At 56.4% G+C, this 22,498-nt stretch carries 23 protein-coding genes; 3 read left to right on the forward strand and 20 right to left on the reverse strand.

From position 1 onward, the window contains the following. Positions 1 to 6: 6 nt before the first annotated feature. The 20 genes from IMCC12053_RS11820 to IMCC12053_RS11915 all read right to left on the reverse strand — a co-directional run bounded on the left by IMCC12053_RS11820 (position 7) and on the right by IMCC12053_RS11915 (position 18,508). Complete coding sequence (locus IMCC12053_RS11820) at positions 7 to 1,572, reverse strand: NADH-quinone oxidoreductase subunit M (RefSeq protein WP_062219303.1); 1,566 nt, start codon at positions 1,570 to 1,572, stop codon at positions 7 to 9. After that, positions 1,572 to 3,665 (reverse strand): NADH-quinone oxidoreductase subunit L, encoded by a 2,094-nt coding sequence (gene nuoL / locus IMCC12053_RS11825; RefSeq protein ID WP_062219305.1) that lies wholly within the window; start codon positions 3,663 to 3,665, stop codon positions 1,572 to 1,574. Before nuoL ends, IMCC12053_RS11820 begins: the two co-directional genes overlap by 1 nt. A gap of 6 nt (positions 3,666 to 3,671) precedes the next feature. Next, positions 3,672 to 3,977, reverse strand: coding sequence for an NADH-quinone oxidoreductase subunit NuoK (gene nuoK / locus IMCC12053_RS11830; protein WP_062219307.1), 306 nt, complete (start codon positions 3,975 to 3,977; stop codon positions 3,672 to 3,674). A gap of 95 nt (positions 3,978 to 4,072) precedes the next feature. Next, on the reverse strand, positions 4,073 to 4,681 hold the full coding sequence (locus IMCC12053_RS11835; protein ID WP_062219309.1) for an NADH-quinone oxidoreductase subunit J: 609 nt from the start codon (positions 4,679 to 4,681) through the stop codon (positions 4,073 to 4,075). Then, positions 4,678 to 5,085 (reverse strand): carboxymuconolactone decarboxylase family protein, encoded by a 408-nt coding sequence (locus IMCC12053_RS11840; RefSeq protein ID WP_062219311.1) that lies wholly within the window; start codon positions 5,083 to 5,085, stop codon positions 4,678 to 4,680. Before IMCC12053_RS11840 ends, IMCC12053_RS11835 begins: the two co-directional genes overlap by 4 nt. A 30-nt stretch (positions 5,086 to 5,115) precedes the next feature. Further along, positions 5,116 to 5,607, reverse strand: coding sequence for an NADH-quinone oxidoreductase subunit NuoI (nuoI, locus tag IMCC12053_RS11845; RefSeq protein WP_062219313.1), 492 nt, complete (start codon positions 5,605 to 5,607; stop codon positions 5,116 to 5,118). Between the two features lie 3 nt (positions 5,608 to 5,610). Continuing rightward, on the reverse strand, positions 5,611 to 6,651 hold the full coding sequence (nuoH, locus tag IMCC12053_RS11850) for an NADH-quinone oxidoreductase subunit NuoH (protein ID WP_062219315.1): 1,041 nt from the start codon (positions 6,649 to 6,651) through the stop codon (positions 5,611 to 5,613). 11 nt (positions 6,652 to 6,662) lie between these two features. Next, positions 6,663 to 7,097 (reverse strand): hypothetical protein, encoded by a 435-nt coding sequence (locus IMCC12053_RS11855; RefSeq protein ID WP_143089994.1) that lies wholly within the window; start codon positions 7,095 to 7,097, stop codon positions 6,663 to 6,665. Beyond that, complete coding sequence (nuoG, locus tag IMCC12053_RS11860) at positions 7,097 to 9,115, reverse strand: NADH-quinone oxidoreductase subunit NuoG (RefSeq protein WP_062219317.1); 2,019 nt, start codon at positions 9,113 to 9,115, stop codon at positions 7,097 to 7,099. Before nuoG ends, IMCC12053_RS11855 begins: the two co-directional genes overlap by 1 nt. Before the next feature lie 108 nt (positions 9,116 to 9,223). Further along, positions 9,224 to 9,640, reverse strand: coding sequence for a DUF5333 domain-containing protein (locus IMCC12053_RS11865; RefSeq protein WP_236852423.1), 417 nt, complete (start codon positions 9,638 to 9,640; stop codon positions 9,224 to 9,226). A 3-nt stretch (positions 9,641 to 9,643) separates the two neighbouring features. Beyond that, positions 9,644 to 10,942: an NADH-quinone oxidoreductase subunit NuoF gene (nuoF, locus tag IMCC12053_RS11870; protein ID WP_062219321.1), complete on the reverse strand. Its 1,299-nt coding sequence runs from the start codon at positions 10,940 to 10,942 to the stop codon at positions 9,644 to 9,646. Positions 10,943 to 10,955: 13 nt separating this feature from the next. Further along, positions 10,956 to 11,174 (reverse strand): DUF5337 domain-containing protein, encoded by a 219-nt coding sequence (locus IMCC12053_RS11875; protein WP_062219323.1) that lies wholly within the window; start codon positions 11,172 to 11,174, stop codon positions 10,956 to 10,958. Positions 11,175 to 11,196: 22 nt separating this feature from the next. Continuing rightward, entirely contained in the window at positions 11,197 to 12,255 is a 1,059-nt protein-coding gene (locus tag IMCC12053_RS11880; protein WP_062219325.1) for a hypothetical protein, read from the reverse strand. A 70-nt stretch (positions 12,256 to 12,325) separates the two neighbouring features. After that, positions 12,326 to 13,480, reverse strand: a complete 1,155-nt coding sequence (locus IMCC12053_RS11885; protein WP_062219327.1) for an NADH-quinone oxidoreductase subunit E — start codon at positions 13,478 to 13,480, stop codon at positions 12,326 to 12,328. Continuing rightward, entirely contained in the window at positions 13,480 to 14,694 is a 1,215-nt protein-coding gene (locus IMCC12053_RS11890) for an NADH-quinone oxidoreductase subunit D (protein ID WP_177205495.1), read from the reverse strand. The genes IMCC12053_RS11885 and IMCC12053_RS11890 overlap by 1 nt, the downstream gene beginning before the upstream one ends. A 164-nt stretch (positions 14,695 to 14,858) precedes the next feature. Further along, the gene (locus IMCC12053_RS11895) at positions 14,859 to 15,476 is read right to left on the reverse strand and encodes an NADH-quinone oxidoreductase subunit C (RefSeq protein WP_062219332.1); all 618 of its coding nucleotides are present in this window, start codon (positions 15,474 to 15,476) and stop codon (positions 14,859 to 14,861) included. An 11-nt stretch (positions 15,477 to 15,487) separates the two neighbouring features. Then, entirely contained in the window at positions 15,488 to 16,021 is a 534-nt protein-coding gene (locus tag IMCC12053_RS11900; protein WP_062219334.1) for a NuoB/complex I 20 kDa subunit family protein, read from the reverse strand. Then, positions 16,012 to 16,377 (reverse strand): NADH-quinone oxidoreductase subunit A, encoded by a 366-nt coding sequence (locus IMCC12053_RS11905; RefSeq protein ID WP_062219336.1) that lies wholly within the window; start codon positions 16,375 to 16,377, stop codon positions 16,012 to 16,014. Before IMCC12053_RS11905 ends, IMCC12053_RS11900 begins: the two co-directional genes overlap by 10 nt. Before the next feature lie 275 nt (positions 16,378 to 16,652). Beyond that, positions 16,653 to 17,846 carry a DegT/DnrJ/EryC1/StrS family aminotransferase gene (locus IMCC12053_RS11910; RefSeq protein ID WP_062219337.1) on the reverse strand — a complete coding sequence of 398 codons (1,194 nt, stop codon included), beginning with the start codon at positions 17,844 to 17,846 and terminating at the stop codon, positions 16,653 to 16,655. Then, positions 17,843 to 18,508 (reverse strand): HAD-IA family hydrolase, encoded by a 666-nt coding sequence (locus IMCC12053_RS11915; protein WP_062219338.1) that lies wholly within the window; start codon positions 18,506 to 18,508, stop codon positions 17,843 to 17,845. The genes IMCC12053_RS11910 and IMCC12053_RS11915 overlap by 4 nt, the downstream gene beginning before the upstream one ends. 157 nt (positions 18,509 to 18,665) lie before the next feature. Here IMCC12053_RS11915 and glmU point away from each other — a divergent pair, with 157 nt between their 5' ends. From glmU to IMCC12053_RS11930, 3 genes are read left to right on the forward strand one after another with little or no spacing between them, the layout of a single operon-like run. After that, positions 18,666 to 20,018, forward strand: coding sequence for a bifunctional UDP-N-acetylglucosamine diphosphorylase/glucosamine-1-phosphate N-acetyltransferase GlmU (gene glmU, locus IMCC12053_RS11920; RefSeq protein WP_062219339.1), 1,353 nt, complete (start codon positions 18,666 to 18,668; stop codon positions 20,016 to 20,018). 1 nt (position 20,019) lies between these two features. After that, entirely contained in the window at positions 20,020 to 21,843 is a 1,824-nt protein-coding gene (glmS, locus tag IMCC12053_RS11925) for a glutamine--fructose-6-phosphate transaminase (isomerizing) (protein WP_062219340.1), read from the forward strand. Then, complete coding sequence (locus tag IMCC12053_RS11930) at positions 21,840 to 22,484, forward strand: DNA alkylation repair protein (RefSeq protein WP_062219341.1); 645 nt, start codon at positions 21,840 to 21,842, stop codon at positions 22,482 to 22,484. Before glmS ends, IMCC12053_RS11930 begins: the two co-directional genes overlap by 4 nt. Positions 22,485 to 22,498 lie beyond the last annotated feature (14 nt).

The following is a 22,498-nucleotide window of genomic DNA, read 5'->3' on the forward strand; positions in this document are numbered from 1 at the left end:
GTCCCCTTAATGGCTAATTGCGGCTGCGGCAGTCTGAACCAAATCAGACGGCAGAGCGGCGTTATAGTTATCGAGCAATGCGCCCACCGATGGGCCGATTAGATCGGTCACAAGCGACGGATACACACCAAGCAAAAGCGTCATAAAGATGAGCGGCGCAAAGATCATTTTTTCGCGCGCGGTCATATCCGTGATCGCTTTCAGGCTTTCTTTGATCAGATCGCCAAGGACCACGCGGCGGTAAAGCCAAAGCGCGTAGGCCGCCGAGAAAATCACACCCGTGGTCGCCACTGCGGCAATCCATGTGTTGGCTTGGAACATACCGACAAGCGTGAGGAATTCACCCACAAAACCGGATGTCCCCGGAAGACCAACATTGGCCATGGTGAAGAACATGAATACCAGTGCATAGGCAGGCATCCGGTTTACAAGGCCGCCATAGGCGTCAATGTCGCGGGTGTGCATCCGGTCGTAAATCACGCCCACACACAAGAACAGCGCGCCAGAGATAAAGCCGTGGCTGAGCATCTGGAAGATTGCGCCATCGATCCCTTGTTGGTTGAGCGAAAAGATCCCTGCGGTCACGTATCCCATGTGGGCCACGGACGAATAGGCGATCAGCTTTTTCATGTCTTGCTGCACCATCGCGACGAGCGAAGTGTAGACAATGGCAATCACCGACAACCACATCACGAAGTCTGCAAGGTGGTAGGAGGCAACAGGGAACATCGGGATCGAGAAGCGCAAGAACCCGTAGCCGCCCATTTTGAGCAAGATCGCCGCCAGAACCACAGAGCCCGCAGTGGGCGCCTGAACGTGGGCGTCCGGCAACCATGTGTGCACGGGCCACATCGGCATTTTCACCGCAAAGGAGGCAAAGAACGCGAGGAAGGCAATCGTCTGCATCCCGCCGACAACTCGGAACCCCATGACCGACAACGTGTCGGACGCGAACGTGTGGGTCAAAAGCGATGTCGCCTCTCCGCAGCCACCGATACAGGTGGTGCCCGCGTCGAGATACATGGCGATCATGGCGACCAACATCAACACGGAGCCGAGGAAGGTGTAGAGGAAGAATTTGAACGCTGCGTAAATGCGGTTTTTGCCGCCCCAGATACCGATGATCAAGAACATCGGGATCAGACCCGCCTCAAAGAAGAGGTAGAATAGCATCAGATCAAGCGCCATGAACACGCCGAGCATCAGCGTTTCCAACAACAAGAACGCGATCATATACTCTTTGACGCGTGTTGTGACGGTCCATGTTGACCAGATCACCAGCGGCATGAGGAAGGTTGTGAGCATCACGAAGAGAACGGAAATCCCGTCAACCCCCATGCGGTAGCTCAGCCCCATGATCCACGAGCGCTCTTCGACCATCTGAAAGCCGGTGTCGGCTGGGTCGAATTTCGCCAGTATGAACAGCGAGATCAGGAAGGTGATGACGGTGGCAAACAACGCGAGACGTTTGGCGTTGCGTTGAGCCACTTCGTCATCCCCGCGCAAAAACAGCGCAAGGACCAAAGCCGCCATAGTCGGTAGAAACGTAACGAAGGACAGGACGTTATCCATTAGTGAGACCCTCCGCCGATCGACATCCAGGTAATCAAGATCACAATCCCCAATACCATCGCAAATGCGTATGTGAACAAATAGCCCGACTGCGCGCGACCTGCGAGGCGCGTAAAGAAGGGAACGATACCCAAAGCGACACCGTTGATCGCCCCGTCAATCGTCTTTTCATCGCCGCGCTTCCAAAAGAAGCGGCCAAGAGCCAAAGACGGACGGATAAAGATACGATCGTACAGCTCGTCGAAATACCACTTATTGAGTAGGAAATCGTAGAGAACGGGCTGAGCGGTCGAGAGGCGTTTGGGCAGGCGTGTGTCCCTAATGTAGAACATCCACGCGGTGATGAAACCGATCAGCATCGCAACAAATGGCGAGACCTTAACCCATGTTGGGGCATGGTGCGCGTCATCCATCACAGTGTTGTCAGCGGCGATAAAGATGGCACCTTGTGGTGCCTCGCCCATCTGAGCATGACCCTCGTCGGCCATATCATGCGTGTCTGCGGCCTCCGATGCGTGGCTATCTGCTGCCTCACCATGTGCGGCGTCCGCCTCGGCGTGATGCGCCGGAATGCCAAAGAACGCGTTGTGTTTATCATGGTCGCCAAAGAATGAGCCATACCAGACCATACCGGAGAACACCGCGCCGAGGGCGAGCACACCGAGCGGAACGAGCATAACCATCGGGCTTTCATGCGCGTGGTCGTGCGTGTGGTGATCGCCGCGCGCCTTACCAAAGAACGTGAGGAACATCAGGCGCCACGAGTAGAAGGACGTGAACAAGGCCGCGATAACGAGCATCCAGAAGGCATAGCCAACACCGGACGCATACGCGCTTTCAATGATCGCGTCTTTGGACAAGAAACCTGCAAAACCGATGTGCGTGAGAGGAATACCAACACCCGTAATGGCCAGCGTGCCGATCAACATCGCGTAGTATGTCATCGGGATCTTTTTGCGAAGACCACCGTAGTTACGCATGTCCTGCTCGTGGTGCATCGCGTGAATGACCGAGCCCGCGCCCAAGAACAACATCGCTTTAAAGAAGGCGTGCGTCAAAAGGTGGAACATCGCCGGACCATAAGCGCCCACACCCGCCGCCACAAACATGTACCCCAGTTGGGACATGGTGGAGTAGGCGATGACGCGTTTGATGTCGTTTTGCACCAAACCGATTGTCGCGGCGACAAAGGCGGTGGAGGCGCCGATATAGACAATGAACGTTTGGGCCTGAGGCGCATATTCGAACAACGGCGACATGCGGCACACAAGGAATACACCCGCGGTCACCATGGTCGCGGCGTGGATCAGCGCCGACACAGGGGTCGGGCCTTCCATCGCGTCAGGTAGCCATGTGTGCAAGAACAGCTGCGCCGATTTACCCATAGCACCCACGAACAGGAGGAACGCCAACAGGTTGGCCGCGTTCCATTCGGTCCACAAGAAATGCAGTTGCGTATTCGCAAGCTCGGGCGCTTTGGCAAATACGGTATCCATGTCGATGCTATCGGTCAGATAGAACAGGCCAAAGATGCCGAGCGCGAAACCGAAGTCACCAACGCGGTTGACGATGAACGCTTTCATCGACGCGGCACCGGCTGATGGTTTCTTGAAATAGAAGCCGATGAGCAAGTAGGACGCGAGGCCCACGCCTTCCCAGCCAAAGAACATTTGAGCAAGGTTGTCGGCGGTCACGAGCATAAGCATCGTGAATGTGAAGAACGACAGGTAGGCAAAGAAACGTGCGCGATATGGCTCGTCATCGCCAAACTGGGAATCGTGCGCCATGTAGCCGAATGAATAGAGGTGAACGAGTGCGGACACTGTTGTCACGACGATCAGCATGATCGACGTGAGGCGGTCCATGCGGATCCCCCAATCAACGGAGAGCGACCCGCTTTCCATCCATTTCATAACGGTGATGTGTTTGACCGCTGACGCGTCCAAGCCGAGGAATACGACCCACGACAGAACACACGCGAGGAACAACAGGCCCGTGGTCAAAACTTGCGCATTGCGCTCGCCAATCATACGCCAGCCGAAACCTGCGATAATGGCACCCACCAATGGGGCGAAGAGGATTATCGTTTCCATGTGCCCTTACCCTTTCATCACGTTGACGTCTTCGACGTCGATCGTGCCGCGATTGCGGAAGAAGCCGACGAGAATGGCCAAACCAATCGCAGCCTCGGCGGCGGCGACAGTCAGAACCAACATCGTAAAGATTTGCCCAACAAGATCCCCCGCAAAGGAGGAGAAGGCGACAAGGTTGATGTTGACCGATAACAAGATCATCTCAATAGACATCAAAATGATAATGACGTTTTTCCGGTTCAAAAAGAGACCGAAAATCCCGATCACAAACAGCGCACCTGCGACTGCCAGATAATGTTCAAGTCCGACCATGTCGTCCCTCAGTTCTTTACTTGCGCCACACAGTGGTGGCTTTGGCTCAAAGCGACTTTAGCATCGCCCCATATTCATAGTCTGGGTCAGTCGGCCTAAAGCCCCTGCCCCGGTTTCACGTCTTTTAGTTCCATCGCCTTGGCCGGGTCGCGGTGCATCTGGGCCAGAACGTTCTGGCGTTTGACGTCTGTGCGGTGGCGCAAGGTCAATACGATTGCACCGATCATAGCAACCAACAGGATCAGGCCTGACAGTTGGAACAGCATCAGATAATCGTCATACATCAACTGACCCAAAGCGGCCGTGTTGTGGACATCGTCAGGTGTGATTGCCCCGCGCAACGCCTGTGCGCCATCGGCCGCGTGCCAATCGCCAAAGGCAATCCCGAATTGAAGCAGGACAACAATGGCCATCAAAATGGCAAAGGGTAGATACTGCGCCATTCCCGCCTTGAGCTCGGCAAAATCAACATCGAGCATCATGACGACAAACAAGAACAAAACCATCACCGCCCCCACGTAGACGATGATCAACAGCATCGCGACGAACTCCGCGCCCAAGAGCACAAAGAGGCCGGATGCCGACAAAAACGTTAAGATCAACCACAGCACCGAGTGAACGGGATTGCGCGCCACAACCGTGAACAGCGCCCCCGTCAGCATCAGGATGGCAAAACAATAGAATGCGAAATCAACGACAGTCATTCACTGTCCTCCTGCTGTTCGGCGAACACTTCGTTGGCGAAGTCGAGCGCTTTAGACATAGCGGGCAAGCCGCCGAGCATTGACATTTGATAGATCACTTCCGCGACCTCTTTTTGTGTGGCACCCGCCTCGAGTGCGTGGCGCACGGTCATTTTAAATGGCGCTTCGGCCTGCACGCCTTGGGCGGTGAGGCCCGCGAGCACGACCAAAAGCCGCGTTTTGGCATCGAGACCGTCTTTGTTGAACGCGTTGCCCCAGATCATGTCCATGTACTCTTTGGTCATGGAGGGGAACATTTTGTCAAAACCCGCCGGCGAGAATGTCGCCATCGACGGATTGATCTCAGCGGCCATTTTCTGGCCCTGTTCCATCATCTGTCCAAAGAGTTTTGAAAAGTCGGTCATCAAAGAATACTCGGTCCTGTTGTTGTGATCTTAGCGATATGGCGCGTCGAGTTCGAGGTTGCGGGCAATTTCAGCTTCCCACCGTGCGCCGTTATCCAAAAGCTTGTCCTTGTCGTAGAACAGCTCCTCGCGCGATTCAGTGGCAAACTCAAAGTTCGGGCCTTCGACGATCGCATCCACGGGACAGGCTTCTTGGCAAAATCCGCAATAGATGCATTTCGTCATATCAATATCATAGCGCGTGGTGCGGCGGGATCCGTCATCGCGCGGTTCCGCGTCGATGGTGATCGCCTGCGCGGGGCAAATCGCCTCGCACAATTTGCACGCGATACAGCGCTCTTCGCCATTGGGATACCGGCGCAACGCATGTTCGCCACGAAAACGCGGGCTGAGTGGCCCCTTTTCGTGCGGATAATTGATCGTCACCTTGGGTGAAAAGAAATACCGCAACCCAATGCGAAAGCCCGCAATGATATCCGTCATCAAGAAGTATTTCGCGGCGCGGGTATAATCCATAGCCATGACTTAGCCTCCAATCGCCCAGCGGGCATAGGCCCCACCGAACGCACCGTATTGAGCAAAGAATGCGACGAGTACGACCCAACCGAGTGACAGCGGCAAGAACACTTTCCAACCGATGCGCATCAACTGGTCATAGCGGTAGCGCGGTGTAATTGCCTTCACCATCGAGAAGATGAAGAAGAAGAACAGTATTTTGAGCACAAACCACAAGATGCCGTCAGGCAATCCCGGCACAGGGGACAACCAACCACCAAAGAAGAGCAAGGACACCAGCGCACACATCAACACCACAGCCATCAACTCGCCCATCATGAACAAGAGGAAGGGCGTGGAGGAGTATTCAACCTGATAGCCAGCCACCAATTCCGATTCCGCCTCAGGCAGATCGAACGGGGGGCGGTTTGTTTCGGCCAACGCAGAGATAAAGAACAACACAACCATGGGGAAGTGCGCGACCCAGTACCAAGAGAAGATACCAAAACGGCCATCTTGCGCCGCAACGATCTGGCCAAAGTTCATTGAACCGGACGACAAAACGACACCGATAATGATCAAACCAATCGAAACTTCGTAAGAAATCATCTGTGCGGCGGAGCGCAACGCACCAAGGAACGGGTATTTGGAGTTCGACGCCCAACCGCCCATGATCACGCCGTAGACCTCCAACGAGGACACAGCAAAGACATAGAGGATAGCCACGTTGAGATCGGCAATCACCCATCCGTCATTCCACGGGATCACGACCCAGGCGATACAGGCGGTCACGAATGAGATCATGGGGGCAAGGTAGAACACGAACTTGTCGGCCCCTGCAGGCACGACCACCTCTTTCACGATGTATTTGATGAAGTCCGCAAAGGACTGCAACAGACCGAACACGCCCACAATATTGGGGCCTTTGCGCATCTGGACAGCTGCCCAGATCTTACGGTCGCCATACATCAAGAAGGCGAGCGCTACGAATAGCGGCACCAGAACCAGCAGACATTGTCCGAGGATCAGGAGAGCTATCCCGAGATTTGTTGTCGTGAAAAATTCGACCATTTTTCAGCCTTTCACACCGTCGGTATCTTGTTGTCCCTACAGTTTGCAACGACGACTTCTGCGTCGATCGTTCGCAAACCTTCGGGGAGCGCTGACGAGATGGTGTAAACAGCATCCGCGCGCCAAATTCCACCCTCATATGCGACATTTGTGCGCACATGACGCGCAAATCCGAAACCACGGATCAGCGCATATTGAGCCGCTGCGCATTGTGCGTAGTCAGCCACCTCGTTTTTATCTTCCGTCCCCGTCATGGAGACGTGAAAATTCACCAGATCACCGTCCAAAAGGCGCGTATCCACGCCGCGGTAAACCTTGTTGCTTTTCACCACACGATCACTCGTAGCAGTGCCATCTGTCGGGGCCACACACGCCCCAAGAAGCGCCGCAGCGGCAAGCGCCACGCCCGTTCCCGAAGTGCGATATGTGATCCCGTGGACAGTCATTATTCAGCCGCCACATCTTGTGTTGTGCGCGCCTTGGCCCCCGCAGACAGTTCCGCCATCAAGGCGGACGCACGTGCAATCGGGTTGGTCAGATAGAAATCCTTCACCGCGTTTCTGAACTCTGCTTTCGCAGGTTTCTTGACGGCAATCGGGGTCCATGTGTTCTCCACCACCTGATCAACCTGCGCCAGATGCGGCACGGCTGCAATCAAATCACGGCGCAGTGCGGCAAGGCTATCAAACGCCAATGGCGCGCCAAGCTCGGCAGACAAGGCCCGCAAAATCGCCCAGTTCTCTTTCGCGTCACCCGGAGGGAAGGACGCACGAAGCGCAAGTTGTGGGCGGCCTTCTGTGTTAACGAACAAACCGTTTTCCTCGGTGTAGGCGGCAGCCGGCAAGATCACATCAGCGCGGTGCGCGCCACGATCCCCGTGCGAGCCTTGGTAGACGACAAACACGCCATCACCAATTTCAACTTCGTCCGCACCTAGATTATAAACGGCTTCAGCCCCATCGAGCGCCTTTGTCAGACCGCCCTGTGTGACCGCATCCACATCCATTGCGCCAACACGCGCCGCAGCTGTGTGCAAAATCATCAACTTGGATTTCGTCGCTTCGGCCATTTTCATTGCAAGCGACAAGACCGCCTCGCCATCTGCCTCAGTCAGGGCACCCTGACCCACGATGATCACGGAATTCGCGTCATCGACGGGACCGGCGGTGTGATCTGCCAACTCTTCGAGCGCGGCGCGGTCGGTGCCAACGTGGACATAGTCATAGGTCAGATCAACCGCTTCGCCGATCAGGCCGACTTTGGCGCCGTTCAACCATGCTTTGCGGATCCGTGCGTTGAGCACAGGCGATTCGTCACGCGGGTTGGTGCCGATCAACTGGATGTATTCGGCATCGTCGATATCCGCGATGGACGCCGTGCCAACATAACCGGAGCGGTTGCCCGCGGGCAGTTTCGCGCCATCGGTGCGGCATTCGACGCTTCCACCAAGACCCTCAACCAATTGTTTGAGCGCAAAAGACGCCTCAACAGGAACCAGATCCCCAATCAGACCCGCAACCTTTTTGCCTTTGAGACCCGCCGCCGCCGCGTTGAGCGCCTCGGCCCATGTGGCTTTGCGCAGTTTGCCGTTTTCACGCACATATGGCGTATCAAGGCGCTGACGGCGCAAACCGTCCCACACAAAACGGGTCTTGTCGGAAATCCACTCTTCGTTCACGCCGTCATGGTTGAGCGGCAAAATGCGCATCACTTCACGGCCCTTGGTGTCGACACGGATGTTGGAGCCAAGCGCGTCCATCACGTCGATGGTCTCGGTCTTGGTCAATTCCCATGGACGCGCAGTAAAGGCGTAGGGTTTCGATGTCAGCGCCCCAACGGGACACAGATCAATGATATTGCCCTGAAGGTTCGATTTGAGCGTCTGGTCCAGATAGCTTGTAATTTCGCTGTCTTCGCCGCGCCCTGTTTGGCCCATCTGGGTGATACCCGCGACCTCGGAGGTGAAACGCACACAGCGCGTACACGAAATACAACGGGTCATGGCGGTGCCAACCAGCGGACCAAGGTTCAATTCGGTCGACGCACGTTTGGGTTCGCGGTAGCGCGAGAAATCAACGCCGTACGCCATCGCTTGGTCTTGCAAATCGCATTCGCCGCCTTGGTCACAGATCGGACAATCCAGCGGGTGGTTGATGAGCAAGAACTCCATCACGCCCTCGCGGGCCTTTTTGACCATCGGCGAATTGGTTTTCACCACAGGCGGCTGACCCTCAGGGCCGGGGCGCATGTCTTTGACCTGCATCGCACAGCTTGCTGCGGGTTTGGGCGGACCGCCAACAACCTCTACGAGGCACATGCGGCAGTTGCCCGCAATCGAGAGGCGTTCGTGGTAGCAAAAACGGGGCACTTCGATGCCTGCAACTTCGCAAGCCTGAAGGATGGTCATCGCCGGATCGACCTCAACTTCGGTCCCGTCAATGATGATTTTGCGCTTGTCTGCCATAGTCAATCACCTGTTCTTCGCGGCCAATTGGGATCGTCCCGCCAGCCAGTTCAGACGCTTATGCGCCCAGTCTATTATCTGCGCTCGTGTCACCACGCGCGCTCATGTTCACTTCGCGCGCAACAGTGATCCAATCACACTGCCCTTCGCGATTTCCATCTCCCCCAAGGCACACAGCCCTGCGGATGTTGTCGGATCGACACCGCGTGCACGGGCATAATCTGCCCCTGCGGCGCGAATGCGGGCCTTTTCGTCTTTGCTTTTGACGTAGGCCTCGATCTGGTCGTTCGAATATCCCATCTCCGAGGCCACTGCCTTGAGCGTCCAAAGAAAGTTCAACCCTTTGAGCGTGCGGGCCGAAATCGTCGGGCATTCATCCGCAATCTCGATCGCAATCCCGACGAACAACATGTTGTTGTCGATCTCTTTGACACTCGATAGCGCCGGCAATGCCGATGCGGAAAGCGGCGCGACAAAAAACGCGGCGCTTAAGAGTGATGAGAGGACAACACGACACATGTTCATATCTTACTCCGCAGCCATCGCGCCGGACCGGCCCGATTTTTGGGTTTTGATACGGTCTTCGATTTCGTCGCGGAAGTTCTTGATCAAGCCTTGGATCGGCCACGCGGCAGCGTCACCGAGCGCACAAATCGTGTGGCCCTCAACCTGCTTGGTCACGTCCCACAGCATGTCGATTTCCTCAAGATCCGCCTCGCCTTTGACCAGACGGTCCATGACCCGCATCATCCACCCCGTACCTTCGCGACACGGCGTACACTGACCACAGCTCTCGTGTTTGTAGAACATCGATAGGCGGTGGATCGCTTTGATAATGTCGGTCGATTTGTCCATAACGATCACGGCAGCGGTGCCAAGGCCGGAGCCCAGTTCGCCGCGCAGGTAATCGAAATCCATGATCGCGTCTTTCATGTCCTCACCGCGCACACAGGGCACGGAGGAGCCACCGGGGATCACAGCTTTGAGGTTGTCCCAACCACCGCGAATACCTCCGCAATGCTTTTCAATCAGCTCTTCGAACGAGATCGACATTGCCTCTTCGACAACGCAGGGATTGTTGACGTGACCCGAAATCGCGAACAGTTTGGTACCCGCATTGTTGGGGCGACCAAAGCCCGCGAACCATTCAGGGCCACGGCGCAAAATCGTTGGGACAACCGCAATAGATTCCACGTTGTTCACAGTCGTCGGACAGCCATAAAGACCCGCCCCCGCAGGGAACGGCGGCTTCATCCGTGGCATGCCTTTTTTGCCCTCAAGGCTTTCGATCAATGCGGTCTCTTCGCCGCAAATATACGCCCCCGCACCGTGGTGCAGATAGAGGTCGAAATCGTAGCCGGATTTGCAGGCATTCCGGCCAAGGAACCCCGCCGCGTAGGCCTCATCAATGGCGTTTTGCAGCGCTTCTTTTTCGCGAATGTACTCACCACGAATGTAAATATAGGCGGCATTGGCATTCATCGCGAAAGACGCAATCAACGCCCCCTCGATCAGGGTGTGCGGATCATGGCGCATGATCTCGCGGTCTTTACACGTGCCTGGCTCGGATTCGTCGGCATTGATGACGAGGTAGGACGGGCGACCATCGCTTTCCTTTGGCATGAACGACCATTTGAGGCCGGTGGGGAAACCCGCACCACCGCGCCCGCGCAGTCCCGATGCCTTCATCTGGTCCACGATCCAATCGCGTCCCTTTTGGAGAATGGCGGCCGTGCCGTCCCAATGTCCACGCGCCTGCGCACCCTTCAGGGAGCGGTCATGCATCCCGTAGATATTGGTAAAGATCCGATCCTGATCCTTAAGCATTGGTCTACTTCCTTCAGCCTTGCTGGCGCGCGCGCCAGATCTGGTAAATGTTCACAAACGCCCACGCAAATGCACCGAGCGCTGCGAGGTCAAAGAGAAACACGAACCGCACAGGCAGTCCCATCTTTCCACCGACCCACTGAGCCCCGAGCCAGATCACCATCGTTGCGGCCATAACAAACCCGACGAAACGGGCCTTTTTGGCGAGACGGATCTCTGTATCGGAACTCATCGTATCTTATGTCCCAAAGCGCTTAGTATTTCGCGCGCTTGGAGAATTCGGTTTGGCCACCCGCTGCGAGTGTCTTTGCATCGGGTTTCCATGTCTCAATCTGACGTGCCGAGGTGCCCACGAGTTTTTCGTCAAGCCATTCGGTTTCTTTTTTGCGCAAAGATGCGATTTGATCAAAGTGGTAGAACCCGAGCGCATGCAGTTGCGTCTCAATCTTTGGGCCTACGCCTTTAAGCATTTTCAAATCGTCCGCTTTGCCGTCACGCGCTGCACTTAGCACCACATCTGACGGATTGCCATCGGCGGCAACAGGTGCGCGCTTGGGCGATGCCGATGCGGGTTTTGCCGCGGGTTTTGCGGATGCTTTAGCTGCGGGCTTGGCCTTGGCTGCGGCCTTCGGTGTCGCCGCTTTTGCTGTTGCCGGAGCCGCTTTAGCTGGCGCGGATTGAGCCGCTGCTTTGGCCTTTGCAGGTGTAGCTTTAGGTTTTGCCGGCGCTTTTTCTTTGGCGGGAGCTTTTTCTTTTGCCGCTGCTTTGGCCTTCGCTGGCGCTTTTACAGGTTTATCAGCGACCTCCACAGGAGCCGGACTTGCGGCCGTCGATGTCGTAGCGGCTTTCGATTTGGTCGATTTTGCCGCTGTTTTCTTAGGCGCTGCCGCCTTCGCGACTGGGGCTTTCGCCGTTGGCGCAGTTGCCTTTTTCGGAGCCGCTTTTTTGGCTTTCGGTGTCACGGTTTTGGGTGCAGGCGCCACGGGCGCATCAGTCGTCACCGCATCGGGTGTCGACATCAGCCCTGCGGGCGAAGTCGCGGGGGTTGCAGACACAGATCCGGTCACCGCACCCGTACTTGTCGCCGACACAGCAGAGTGAGACGCGGCACTGGCAGGAGCCTCTTGGACGGGCTCATCGTACCAGCCAATCCACAACAAAATCGCCACAAGCAATGCGACGAGGACGCCGATAATCAGTGATGCAACCGTTGAATAGCTCGCGATGAACAACAGCGCCAAGAACGCAAGCACACCACAGATGGCTGAGATCAGCCAAATTTTCGACGTCTTTCCAGAATTACTATCACTCATATCGAACTCCTAGTCCCTTGTCCCTATTGACCTTTAGCACTTCGGCCTTTTGGCTCTTTGGCTCGTTTACTTAGTACTTCGCACGCTTTGAAAACTCGGTTTGACCACCCTGTGCGAGGATTTTGGCCTGCTCCACCCAACCATCGCGTTCAATACGACCTTTGAATTTCAGGTTATCATCAACCCATGCGATCTCGTCCGCTGTCCATTTGGCGACCTGATCAAAGTGGTAGAACCCAAGTGCGTTGAGTGTTTGTTCCAATTTGGGACCGACACCTTTGAGCATTTTCAAATCATCCGCACCCGCTTTGCGCGGAGCACTCATGGTGCGTGGTTTTTTGCCTTCGGACACAGCGGCATCAGCCTTTGGTGCAGCGGCAGACTTTGGAGCGGCGGCAGCCTTCGGCGCATCAACGGCCTTCGCCGCTTTTTTCGCAGCGGCGGCTTGTTGAACGGCGGACTTTTGCACGGGTGCCGGCTTTGGCGGTGTTTTCTTAGCGGCGGATGCTTTGCCACCTTTGACAACCCAAGGCGTCAAAATCGGTACTTCGGAGCCATCGATCCGCTTGATGGTATCGCCAAGATCATGGGCGAGCTGCGCAGACGCGTTATACGCGGGGCGTCCGGCCTCATGATCGGTCAATGATGTCAAACCAGACAACGGCTCTGCGGCGTAGCGACCATTTTGTGGACCAGGAAGTGGCACTTGGCCCGCCGCCATGTCGTCGATCAGCTTGCCAAAATTTTCGGCTGTCAAATCTTCAAAGTAGTCTTTGCCGATCTGCGCCATGGGTGCGTTTGAACATGCGCCCAGACATTCGACCTCTTCCCACGAAAACTTGCCATCCGCCGACAATTCATGCGCGTTCGGCGCGATTTTGTCCTTACAGACAGCAATCAAATCCTCAGCGCCACAGATCATGCACGACAAGGTGCCGCACACCTGAATGTGGGCCACGGAGCCAACAGGTTGAAGTTGGAACATAAAGTAGAAGGTCGCCACCTCAAGCACGCGGATATACGGCATGCCGAGTTTGTCGCCAACATATTCAATCGCGGGCTTGGTCAACCAGCCTTCTTGCTCTTGGGCGCGCCACAAAAGCGGGATCACGGCGGATTGCTCGCGACCCTGTGGGTATTTCGTGATCTGACCGTCCGCCCATTCAAGGTTGGCAGGTGTAAATTCAAAGCTCTCGGGCTGTTCGGCATGTAGACGGCGCAGCATTAGCGGTCCACCTCCCCAAATACGATGTCCATAGTCCCGATGATCGCGGCGACGTCGGCCAACTGGTGGCCCGATGCAACGTGATCCATCGACTGAAGATGCAAGAACCCGGGCGCACGCAATTTGGCGCGGTAGGGTTTGTTGGTCCCGTCAGAGACCATATAAACGCCGAACTCGCCCTTGGGCGCTTCGACGGCGGCATACACCTCACCGGCGGGCAATTTGAAGCCTTCGGTGTAGAGTTTGAAGTGGTGGATGAGCGCCTCCATAGAGGTTTTCATATCCGAGCGTTTGGGCGGGGTAAGTTTACCGCGCGCCAAAACATCGCCTTGGTTCTCGGGCATCCGCAACTTGGCGATCGCCTGTTTGATGATCGACGTCGATTGCGTCATCTCTTCCATGCGGCACAAATAACGATCGTAGCAATCGCCGTTTTTGCCAACAGGGATCTGGAAATCGAACTCGTCGTAGCACTCATAAGGCTGTGAGCGGCGCAAATCCCATGGCAGGCCGGAGCCACGCACCATCACACCAGAGTAGCCCCAATCAAGGATCTCTTGTTCGGTGATGATCCCGATATCTGCGTTACGCTGCTTGAAAATACGGTTCTCGGTCAACAGCGTATGAATGTCTGCGAGAATTTTAGGGAAGTGATCCGCCCATGCCTCGATATCATCGAGCAACGTCGAGGGCAGGTCTTGGTGCACCCCACCGGGGCGGAAATACGCGGCGTGAAGACGCGCACCACAGGCGCGTTCATAGAAAATCATGAGCTTTTCGCGCTCTTCAAAGCCCCACAATGGCGGCGTGAGCGCGCCCACGTCCATCGCCTGTGTCGTGACGTTCAACAGGTGGTTGAGCACGCGGCCAATCTCGGAATACAGCACACGAATGAGGGAGGCGCGGCGCGGCACCTCAACCCCTGCGAGGCGTTCAATGGCCATGCACCATGCGTGTTCTTGGTTCATCGGCGCCACATAATCGAGGCGGTCGAGATACGGCAGGTTTTGCAGATAGGTCCGGCTTTCCATCAGCTTTTCGGTGCCGCGGTGAAGCAGGCCGATATGCGGGTCAGCACGTTCCACGATCTCGCCATCAAGCTCCAGAACCATACGAAGCACCCCGTGCGCCGCAGGGTGCTGCGGGCCGAAGTTGATGTTGAAATTGCGGATCTTCTGCTCGCCCGATTGCGCGTCGTCGAAGTTACCGTCCATCATCAGACCTTTCTCCAATTGATCGCTACCCTATGGGCTTTTGATCAAAAGTCTTGTCATCAAAAAGCGCTTGAGCGGCGCGAGATCAATCCCGCGACGCCGCAACGCTCGTCATTCCTATGCGTCGAGATATCCCAACGCCGTGTCGCCCAACCGCACCGCGGTTACGCCCCTGCCTTGTCGCCATCGCCCTTCTCATCCCCTGGAAGGATGTAATGCGCGCCCTCCCATGGAGAGAGATTGTCGAACTGGCGGTATTCTTGTGTCAACGAAACAGGTTCGTACACCACGCGCTTGAGCTCTTCGTCATAGCGCACTTCGGTATAACCAGTTGTCGGAAAATCCTTGCGCAACGGATGACCGCGAAAGCCGTAGTCCGTGAGTAAGCGGCGCAAATCCGGATGACCTGAAAAGATGATCCCGAACATGTCGAACACTTCGCGCTCGAACCAGTTGGCCGAGGGATGCACAGGCATGATTGACGCAATTGTTTCGTCTTCACGCACCGCGGCACGCACACGAATGCGGTGATTTTGGTACATCGACAAGAAGTGGTAGACCACATCAAACCGCTGCGCCCGCGAGGGGTAATCAATCGCCGTGATATCCACGAGCGACGAAAACTTGCACGTGGCATCCGCTTTGAGGAATTCAACGAAATCCACAATTTTCGACGCGGCCACAGTTACCGTCAACTCACCAAACGTGATCTCCGACGACACAACATCATCAGGGCGTTTGAGTTCAATATGAGCGGCAAGCTCCTGAAGTGCTTCAGTCATCTCGTCCCCTCCTATCGGGCAATCGTGCCGGTGCGGCGGATTTTGCGCTGCAGTTGCAACACGCCATACATCAACGCCTCAGCCGTGGGTGGGCACCCCGGAACATAGATGTCCACAGGCACAATACGGTCACAGCCACGCACAACCGAATAGCTATAGTGATAGTAACCGCCGCCGTTTGCGCACGACCCCATGGAGATCACATAACGCGGCTCGGGCATCTGGTCGTACACTTTGCGTAGCGCCGGTGCCATTTTGTTGGTCAATGTGCCCGCAACGATCATTAGATCGGACTGACGCGGAGAGGCGCGCGGCGCAGTGCCGTAGCGCTCAAGGTCATAACGGGGCATGGAAGTGTGCATCATCTCGACCGCGCAGCACGCCAGACCAAAGGTCATCCAGTGAAGGGATCCGGTACGCGCCCAGTTGATAATATCTTCTGAGGAGGTCAGCAGAAACCCTTTGTCCTGCAACTCCTTGTTGAGCACCTGCGTTGAGTGCTCTTTGTCCACACCGGCGGAGTTCTGCGTTGTAATCACGCCCATTCTAGCGCCCCTTTCTTCCACTCATAGGCAAAGCCCACGGTGAGAACACCCAAGAACACGATCATCGACCAGAAGCCCACAATACCGACATCCTTGAACGCGACGGCCCAAGGGAACAGGAATGCGATTTCCAAATCGAAGATGATGAAGAGGATCGATACCAGATAAAACCGGACGTCAAACTTCATGCGTGCGTCATCAAAGGCGTTAAAGCCACATTCGTATGCCGACACTTTTTCAGGATCAGGATTACGAACAGCAATGATGAGGGCGGCGAAAATGAACACGAGACCTAGCGCGATGGCGAGGCCTAGGAAAATGACGATGGGAAGGTAATCCCGAAGCAAGTCTTCCACGAGCGGCTCCTTAAAGTTGCGTCCCTGTCAGCGAGATAGCTATGTGGGACGCGTGGCTTAAGCTAACGGTGGTTTAGCCCTCTGCGACATTGTGGTCAACCAAACGCGCCGTTTTTTATGTCCGTATTTTATGGTGTTTGCTTGGTTTTGCATGACTTTAATCAAAGTCACTTTAGAAAAAGCTGCACAGCGGCATGTTACGGGGCCAAATGGTCGATTCGAGTTGCGGGCAGCTGCACTTAACTGACTTTTTTACTTGGGTTTAGCGCAAACACCTAATGTATCCGCACCACTTCGTCCTTGATGATGCGCGCAATCACCACGCAATCGTCCAATGAAAACGTAAGCGGAAGGCGCATGTCCACAATCGCACGCAACACGCGGTCACTATCGGGCAAAGGCTGCGGATCGGCGTAGCGCCAATTGTCATAACGCGATGTAAACGCGACAGGATCAGGGGCGCCAAACCATTTCAACTCGACACCGCGCGCTTTGCACGCCGCAACCACGGCTTTGATCCGCTCGTCAGCCCAATCGAGCAATAGAAACTGGATCGACGAGCCGACAAAGCCCTCTTGTTGTGGACGATCAATCAACGTGAGGCCCGCAACATCGCGCACCCCCTCCTCCACCACGCGGTAGCGCGCGTTCCAATTCGCGACTTGATCGGGAAGGTGACGCAGCTGCACACGCAAAATCGCCGCGCGCAAATGATCCATACGGCCCGACACATTGGGCGTGTCGTACTTGACCTTTTCGAACACATCGAGCGGCGGACGCGCAGTATGCGCCCCGTATAACATGTACGATCCCGACAATAAGATGGCTTTTGCCGCGATCTCGTCATCATCGGTGACAAGCAAACCGCCCTCGCCCGAATTGATATGCTTATAGGTCTGTGTTGAATAGCATGCGATCGTGCCGTGACGCCCTGACGGAACCCCGTCCCATGTGGCCCCCATGGTGTGGGCGCAATCCTCGATCACCGTCACACCCGCACCATTACAGATGTACATCAGCGCATCCATATCGACGATGTGACCGCGCATATGTGACAGCATCAAAACCCGCGCGCCACTGTCCGCGATTTTGACCTGAAGATCATCCAGATCAATGACCAGACCTTCGGTGACGCCCACAAAGATCGACCGCGCCCCCACGGAGGCAATCGCACCAGGCACAGGGGCAAGGGTAAATGCATTGGTCAAAACGGCATCGCCATGCGCGACCCCGACCGCACGCAAGGCACACCCCAACGCATACCCCCCAGACGCGACGGCAAGCGCGTAGCGTGCGCCCGCCAGAGCGGCAAACTCCTGCTCCAAAAGCGCAACTTCGCCCGCCTCATCTGGCAGAACGTTGTACCGATGCAGCCGCCCCGAGCGCAAAACCTCAACGGCCCGCTCAATCGCCTCTTCGGGAATTGGCTCTTGTTGCGTGAAATTGCCGCGAAAAACCTCACCGCTCATCCAATCAGATCCTTGGTGATGCGACCCAGATCACGGTAGTGATCCAACAACGCCTCGGGTGCGAGATCGCGCACATCAGATCCATCTGGCCCGAACGTGACAAGCGCACAGGGCACCCCCGCCGCCCGCGCGGTTTTGCGGTCCGTCTCTGTGTCTCCAACGATAAAGCTTTGTGCGACAACGCCGCCCGCCTCCTCGACCGCTGCGATATAGGGCTTGGGGTCAGGTTTGCTGACACCAACGGTTTGCGCTCCAATCATGGAGGCGAACAGATCACGAATGCCAAGCGAGACCAAAAGTCGGTCGGCGAGGGCTTCGGGCTTGTTCGTACACACGCCAACCGCGTATCCATCACGCCGCAACGCCTCGACCGCCTCGGCCGCACCCTCATACAAGCGCGTATGCACATCAATCGCTTCGCTATAGGCGTCGAGTAAAATGGGGTACTGCGCCGACACGTCCTCTTGGGTGAACGCAGGGCGCACACGCCCAAAGCCGAGCGCAAGCATGGCCCGCCCGCCTCGAAACGCCGTTTTGGCATCGGCCACCGGATCAAGCACATCGCCATACCCAAGCCCCCGAAAACACGCGTTTGCCGAGGCAATCAGATCGGCGGACGTATCCGCAAGTGTCCCGTCGAGATCAAAAATAACTGTCCGCACCTGCGTCTCTCCCTATCCTCGCGCCCGCCACTGCGCAAAATTATGCCGATCATATGTAACGCAGCGACAAAATTAGTGAAGCCCCGCCCCTTGCGGCGCTGTGCGCTATCGGTAAAACGGCGTATATATTATTAAAAGAGCAGATTGGTACATTTAGATGACGACCGCCCTTATCATTTTAGCCGCAGGCCAAGGCAGCCGGATGAATTCCGACCTGCCAAAGGTGCTGCACGAGGTCGCAAACGCGCCACTGTTCGCCCATGCTCTGAACGCAGGGGCCTCCCTTGAGCCTGAAAAAACCGTACTGGTGGTCGGTCACGGCGGCGATTTGGTCGAGGCCGCTGCCCGCAAAATCGACGACACTATCGTGATCGCGCACCAAACCGAACAATTGGGCACCGCGCATGCCGTGGCCCAAGCCCGCGCCGCGCTTGCCGGTTTTGACGGTGACGCGCTTGTCTTGTACGGCGATACCCCGTTTGTCACATCCCAGACACTGACGAACATGATCGCCGCGCGCGCCACCCATGACGTTGTGGTGTTAGGGTTTGACGCGGCTGACGCAGGTCGCTACGGGCGCCTTGTCACATCGGGCGAAACACTCGAGCGGATCGTTGAGTATAAAGACGCCAATGATGCCGAGCGCGCCATCACACTATGCAATTCGGGTGTGGTCTGCGCCAATGCCCAAACCCTGTTCGCACTGATTGATGCGGTCGGGAACGACAACGCGTCCGGCGAATACTACCTCACCGACATCGTGGAATTGGCATGGTCCGCCGGCAAAACCGCAACCGCAGTGACCTGTGATGAGGCCGAGACGCTTGGCATTAACACGCGCGTTGAACTCGCCCGCGCCGAGGGTATTTTCCAAACCGCCAAACGTGCCGAGGCCTTGGACAACGGTGTTACGTTAACCGCGCCCGAAACCGTCTTTTTCTCACTCGACACCTATGTGGGGCGCGATGCAATCATTGAACCCAACGTAGTGTTTGGCCCCAATGTAACAGTGGAATCCACCGCGCGTATTCGCGCCTTTTCCCACCTTGAGGGCTGTCACGTCTCGATGGGTGCCACAGTTGGTCCCTATGCGCGTCTGCGCCCGGGTGCGGAATTGTCGAACAACGCCCATGTCGGCAATTTCGTCGAGATCAAGAACGCGCGTATCGGCGAAGGCACCAAGGTCAACCACCTCACCTACATCGGTGATGCGGACATTGGTGACGGCACTAATGTCGGCGCAGGCACAATCACCTGCAACTATGACGGCGTGTTCAAACACAAAACCACCATCGGGCGAAATGCCTTTATCGGGTCAAACACCATGCTCGTAGCCCCCGTGACCGTGGGCGATGACGCCATGACCGCAAGCGGGTCCGTCATCACCTCACATGTGGAAGACGGCGCATTGGCAATTGCCCGCGCAAAACAGGTGAACAAGGCGGGTCTCGCCATTAGATTATTTGAAAAGTTAAAGTCCGCGAAGAAAAACGCGCAAAAGGGTTTGTAATATGTGTGGAATTGTAGGGGTTCTTGGAACCCATGAAGTCGCCCCCTTGTTGGTCGAAGCACTCAAACGCCTCGAATACCGCGGCTATGACAGCGCAGGGATCGCAACCGTCGACAACGGCAAACTGGATCGCCGGCGCGCGGTTGGAAAACTGGTCAATCTCTCCGACGAGCTTGTCCACAATCCGCTCGCGGGTAAATCAGGCATCGGCCACACCCGTTGGGCGACCCACGGCGCCCCCAGTGTCACCAACGCGCACCCTCACCAAGCGGGGCCGGTCGCAGTCGTCCACAACGGTATCATCGAAAATTTCCGCGAATTGCGCGCCGATCTGGCCACCAAGGGCTATAAATTCGTCACCGAGACCGACACCGAAACCGTAGCTCTTTTGGCACAAAGCTTTGTTGATGCGGGGCATGCGCCCGTTGAGGCCGCGAATGCGACCATTGATGCGCTTGAGGGAGCGTTTGCCCTGTGCTTCTTGTTTGACGGCGAGGATGATTTGTTGATCGCCGCGCGCAAAGGCTCGCCATTGGCCATCGGGCACGGCGATGGTGAGATGTATGTCGGCTCAGATGCTATCGCGCTTGCGCCCATGACCGATCAAGTGACCTACCTTGACGAGGGGGACCGCGCGATCCTGACCCGCACCTCTTTGGCGATTTTCGACGCGACCGGCACACAGGTGCAACGGGTACGCCGCGAAATCAAACTCGACGCGACCCGCATCGAGAAAGCGGGCCATAAACACTTCATGTCCAAAGAGATTGCCGAACAACCCACGGTGATCTCTGATGCGCTGTCCTACTATCTCTCCTCGGATGGTGCGGGTATCAACTTGCCCGAGGACGGTATCGATTTCACCGCCTTTGACCGTATTGTCATGGTCGCGTGCGGCACGGCGTTCTTCGCTTGTTTCACCGCCAAATATTGGCTTGAGCAAATCGCGCGCATCCCCGTCGAGGTCGATGTTGCCTCAGAATTTCGCTACCGCGAAGCGCCCATTGCGCCGCGCACCTTGGCTATCTTTGTCTCACAATCGGGCGAGACGGCCGATACATTGGCGGCCCTGCGCTATGTCGCGGGCAAGGCCGACAAGATCGTGACCATTACAAATTCAGCCGAAAGTTCCATGGCGCGCGAAAGCGATCTATCCCTGCCGATTTTGGCCGGTGTCGAGGTGGGCGTGGCGTCAACCAAAGCCTTTACCTGTCAGCTCACCGTGCTACTGGCCCTTGCCATTGAGGCCGCCTCACAACGCGGCGTCCTAGCGCGTGATGAGGTTAAAACCCACCTGAGCGCCCTGCGCGCCCTGCCGGGTCTGATCAATGCCGCTCTTGATCTGCGCGACGATATCGATGCCATCTCCCAAGAGTTGGCTGAGGCCACGGACGTCTTGTTCCTCGGGCGCGGCGCGATTTACCCAATCGCTCTTGAAGGTGCGCTAAAGCTGAAAGAAATCAGTTACATACACGCCGAAGGCTATGCGTCTGGCGAGTTAAAACACGGCCCCATCGCCCTTGTTGACACACACACACCGATCATCGTGTTCGCCCCGCGCGACAAGCTGTTCGACAAAACCGTATCGAACATGCAAGAAGTCATGGCCCGTGGCGGCAAAGTGATCCTTGTGTCCGACAAAACAGGGATCGCCGATGCGGGTGATGATGTGTGGCGCACGATTGAAATGCCACGCGTGTCAGATGCTATTGCCCCTATTCTCTACGCGCTTCCTGCGCAATTGATCGCGTATCACACCGCCGTTGCCAAAGGCACGGATGTGGATCAACCCCGCAACCTTGCAAAATCGGTGACTGTCGAATGACCCCACAAGAGGCGCTTACAGCGCTCCAATCCGAGGCGGACGCAACACGCGCCGCCGATCTGGCCACACGTTTTGGAGCGGGGGACTACATTGGTGTAGCCCCTGCCCGCCTCGAAGAGATCGCGCGCCAGTGGCGCCAAGACGTGGCCTTTCCCGACCGTCTTGAGTTGGCCCGAGCTCTGTGGGAGACCAACACGCATGAGGCCCGTCTCATGGCCGCCAAGCTGTTGACCCAAGCCCGCATTAAGGATGACGCGGACATTTGGGCGCAGATTTGCACATGGATCGAACAGGCCGACACTTGGGCGCAGATTGATGCACTTGGGGCTGCGGGCGGTCGTCGCATCGCGGTCGATCTTTCGCGCATGGCCACAGTGCACGCCCTCGCGGCATCTGAACGCAGTTTGGACAGACGCGCGGCCCTCATCTTGTCGACGCCACTGGCAAAGCTGGCCCATCCGTCCAAAGACGAGTTAAACGCCATTGATGACGTGTTGTTCTGGCTCACCCATGCGCTGCAAGACGCAGACAAAGATGTGGCCCGTGCGGCGGACACATGGGTGCGCGCCCTTGGCAAACATGACGGCAAACGCGCAAAAATGGTGCGACGTGTTGTCGAGTTGCGCAAAAGTGATGGTTGATCGTCTTGGCACCC

It is taken from the genome of Celeribacter marinus (genome assembly GCF_001308265.1).
Lineage (GTDB): Bacteria > Pseudomonadota > Alphaproteobacteria > Rhodobacterales > Rhodobacteraceae > Celeribacter > Celeribacter marinus.

Coding starts and splice junctions, on each gene's coding strand:
- IMCC12053_RS11820 (WP_062219303.1), bottom strand. CDS start 1,572: ATGGATAACGTCCTGTCCTTCGTTACGTTTCTACCGACTATGGCGGCT.
- nuoL (WP_062219305.1), bottom strand. CDS start 3,665: ATGGAAACGATAATCCTCTTCGCCCCATTGGTGGGTGCCATTATCGCA.
- nuoK (WP_062219307.1), bottom strand. CDS start 3,977: ATGGTCGGACTTGAACATTATCTGGCAGTCGCAGGTGCGCTGTTTGTG.
- IMCC12053_RS11835 (WP_062219309.1), bottom strand. CDS start 4,681: ATGACTGTCGTTGATTTCGCATTCTATTGTTTTGCCATCCTGATGCTG.
- IMCC12053_RS11840 (WP_062219311.1), bottom strand. CDS start 5,085: ATGACCGACTTTTCAAAACTCTTTGGACAGATGATGGAACAGGGCCAG.
- nuoI (WP_062219313.1), bottom strand. CDS start 5,607: ATGGCTATGGATTATACCCGCGCCGCGAAATACTTCTTGATGACGGAT.
- nuoH (WP_062219315.1), bottom strand. CDS start 6,651: ATGGTCGAATTTTTCACGACAACAAATCTCGGGATAGCTCTCCTGATC.
- IMCC12053_RS11855 (WP_143089994.1), bottom strand. CDS start 7,097: ATGACTGTCCACGGGATCACATATCGCACTTCGGGAACGGGCGTGGCG.
- nuoG (WP_062219317.1), bottom strand. CDS start 9,115: ATGGCAGACAAGCGCAAAATCATCATTGACGGGACCGAAGTTGAGGTC.
- IMCC12053_RS11865 (WP_236852423.1), bottom strand. CDS start 9,640: ATGAACATGTGTCGTGTTGTCCTCTCATCACTCTTAAGCGCCGCGTTT.
- nuoF (WP_062219321.1), bottom strand. CDS start 10,942: ATGCTTAAGGATCAGGATCGGATCTTTACCAATATCTACGGGATGCAT.
- IMCC12053_RS11875 (WP_062219323.1), bottom strand. CDS start 11,174: ATGAGTTCCGATACAGAGATCCGTCTCGCCAAAAAGGCCCGTTTCGTC.
- IMCC12053_RS11880 (WP_062219325.1), bottom strand. CDS start 12,255: ATGAGTGATAGTAATTCTGGAAAGACGTCGAAAATTTGGCTGATCTCA.
- IMCC12053_RS11885 (WP_062219327.1), bottom strand. CDS start 13,480: ATGCTGCGCCGTCTACATGCCGAACAGCCCGAGAGCTTTGAATTTACA.
- IMCC12053_RS11890 (WP_177205495.1), bottom strand. CDS start 14,694: ATGGACGGTAACTTCGACGACGCGCAATCGGGCGAGCAGAAGATCCGC.
- IMCC12053_RS11895 (WP_062219332.1), bottom strand. CDS start 15,476: ATGACTGAAGCACTTCAGGAGCTTGCCGCTCATATTGAACTCAAACGC.
- IMCC12053_RS11900 (WP_062219334.1), bottom strand. CDS start 16,021: ATGGGCGTGATTACAACGCAGAACTCCGCCGGTGTGGACAAAGAGCAC.
- IMCC12053_RS11910 (WP_062219337.1), bottom strand. CDS start 17,846: ATGAGCGGTGAGGTTTTTCGCGGCAATTTCACGCAACAAGAGCCAATT.
- glmU (WP_062219339.1), top strand. CDS start 18,666: ATGACGACCGCCCTTATCATTTTAGCCGCAGGCCAAGGCAGCCGGATG.
- glmS (WP_062219340.1), top strand. CDS start 20,020: ATGTGTGGAATTGTAGGGGTTCTTGGAACCCATGAAGTCGCCCCCTTG.
- IMCC12053_RS11930 (WP_062219341.1), top strand. CDS start 21,840: ATGACCCCACAAGAGGCGCTTACAGCGCTCCAATCCGAGGCGGACGCA.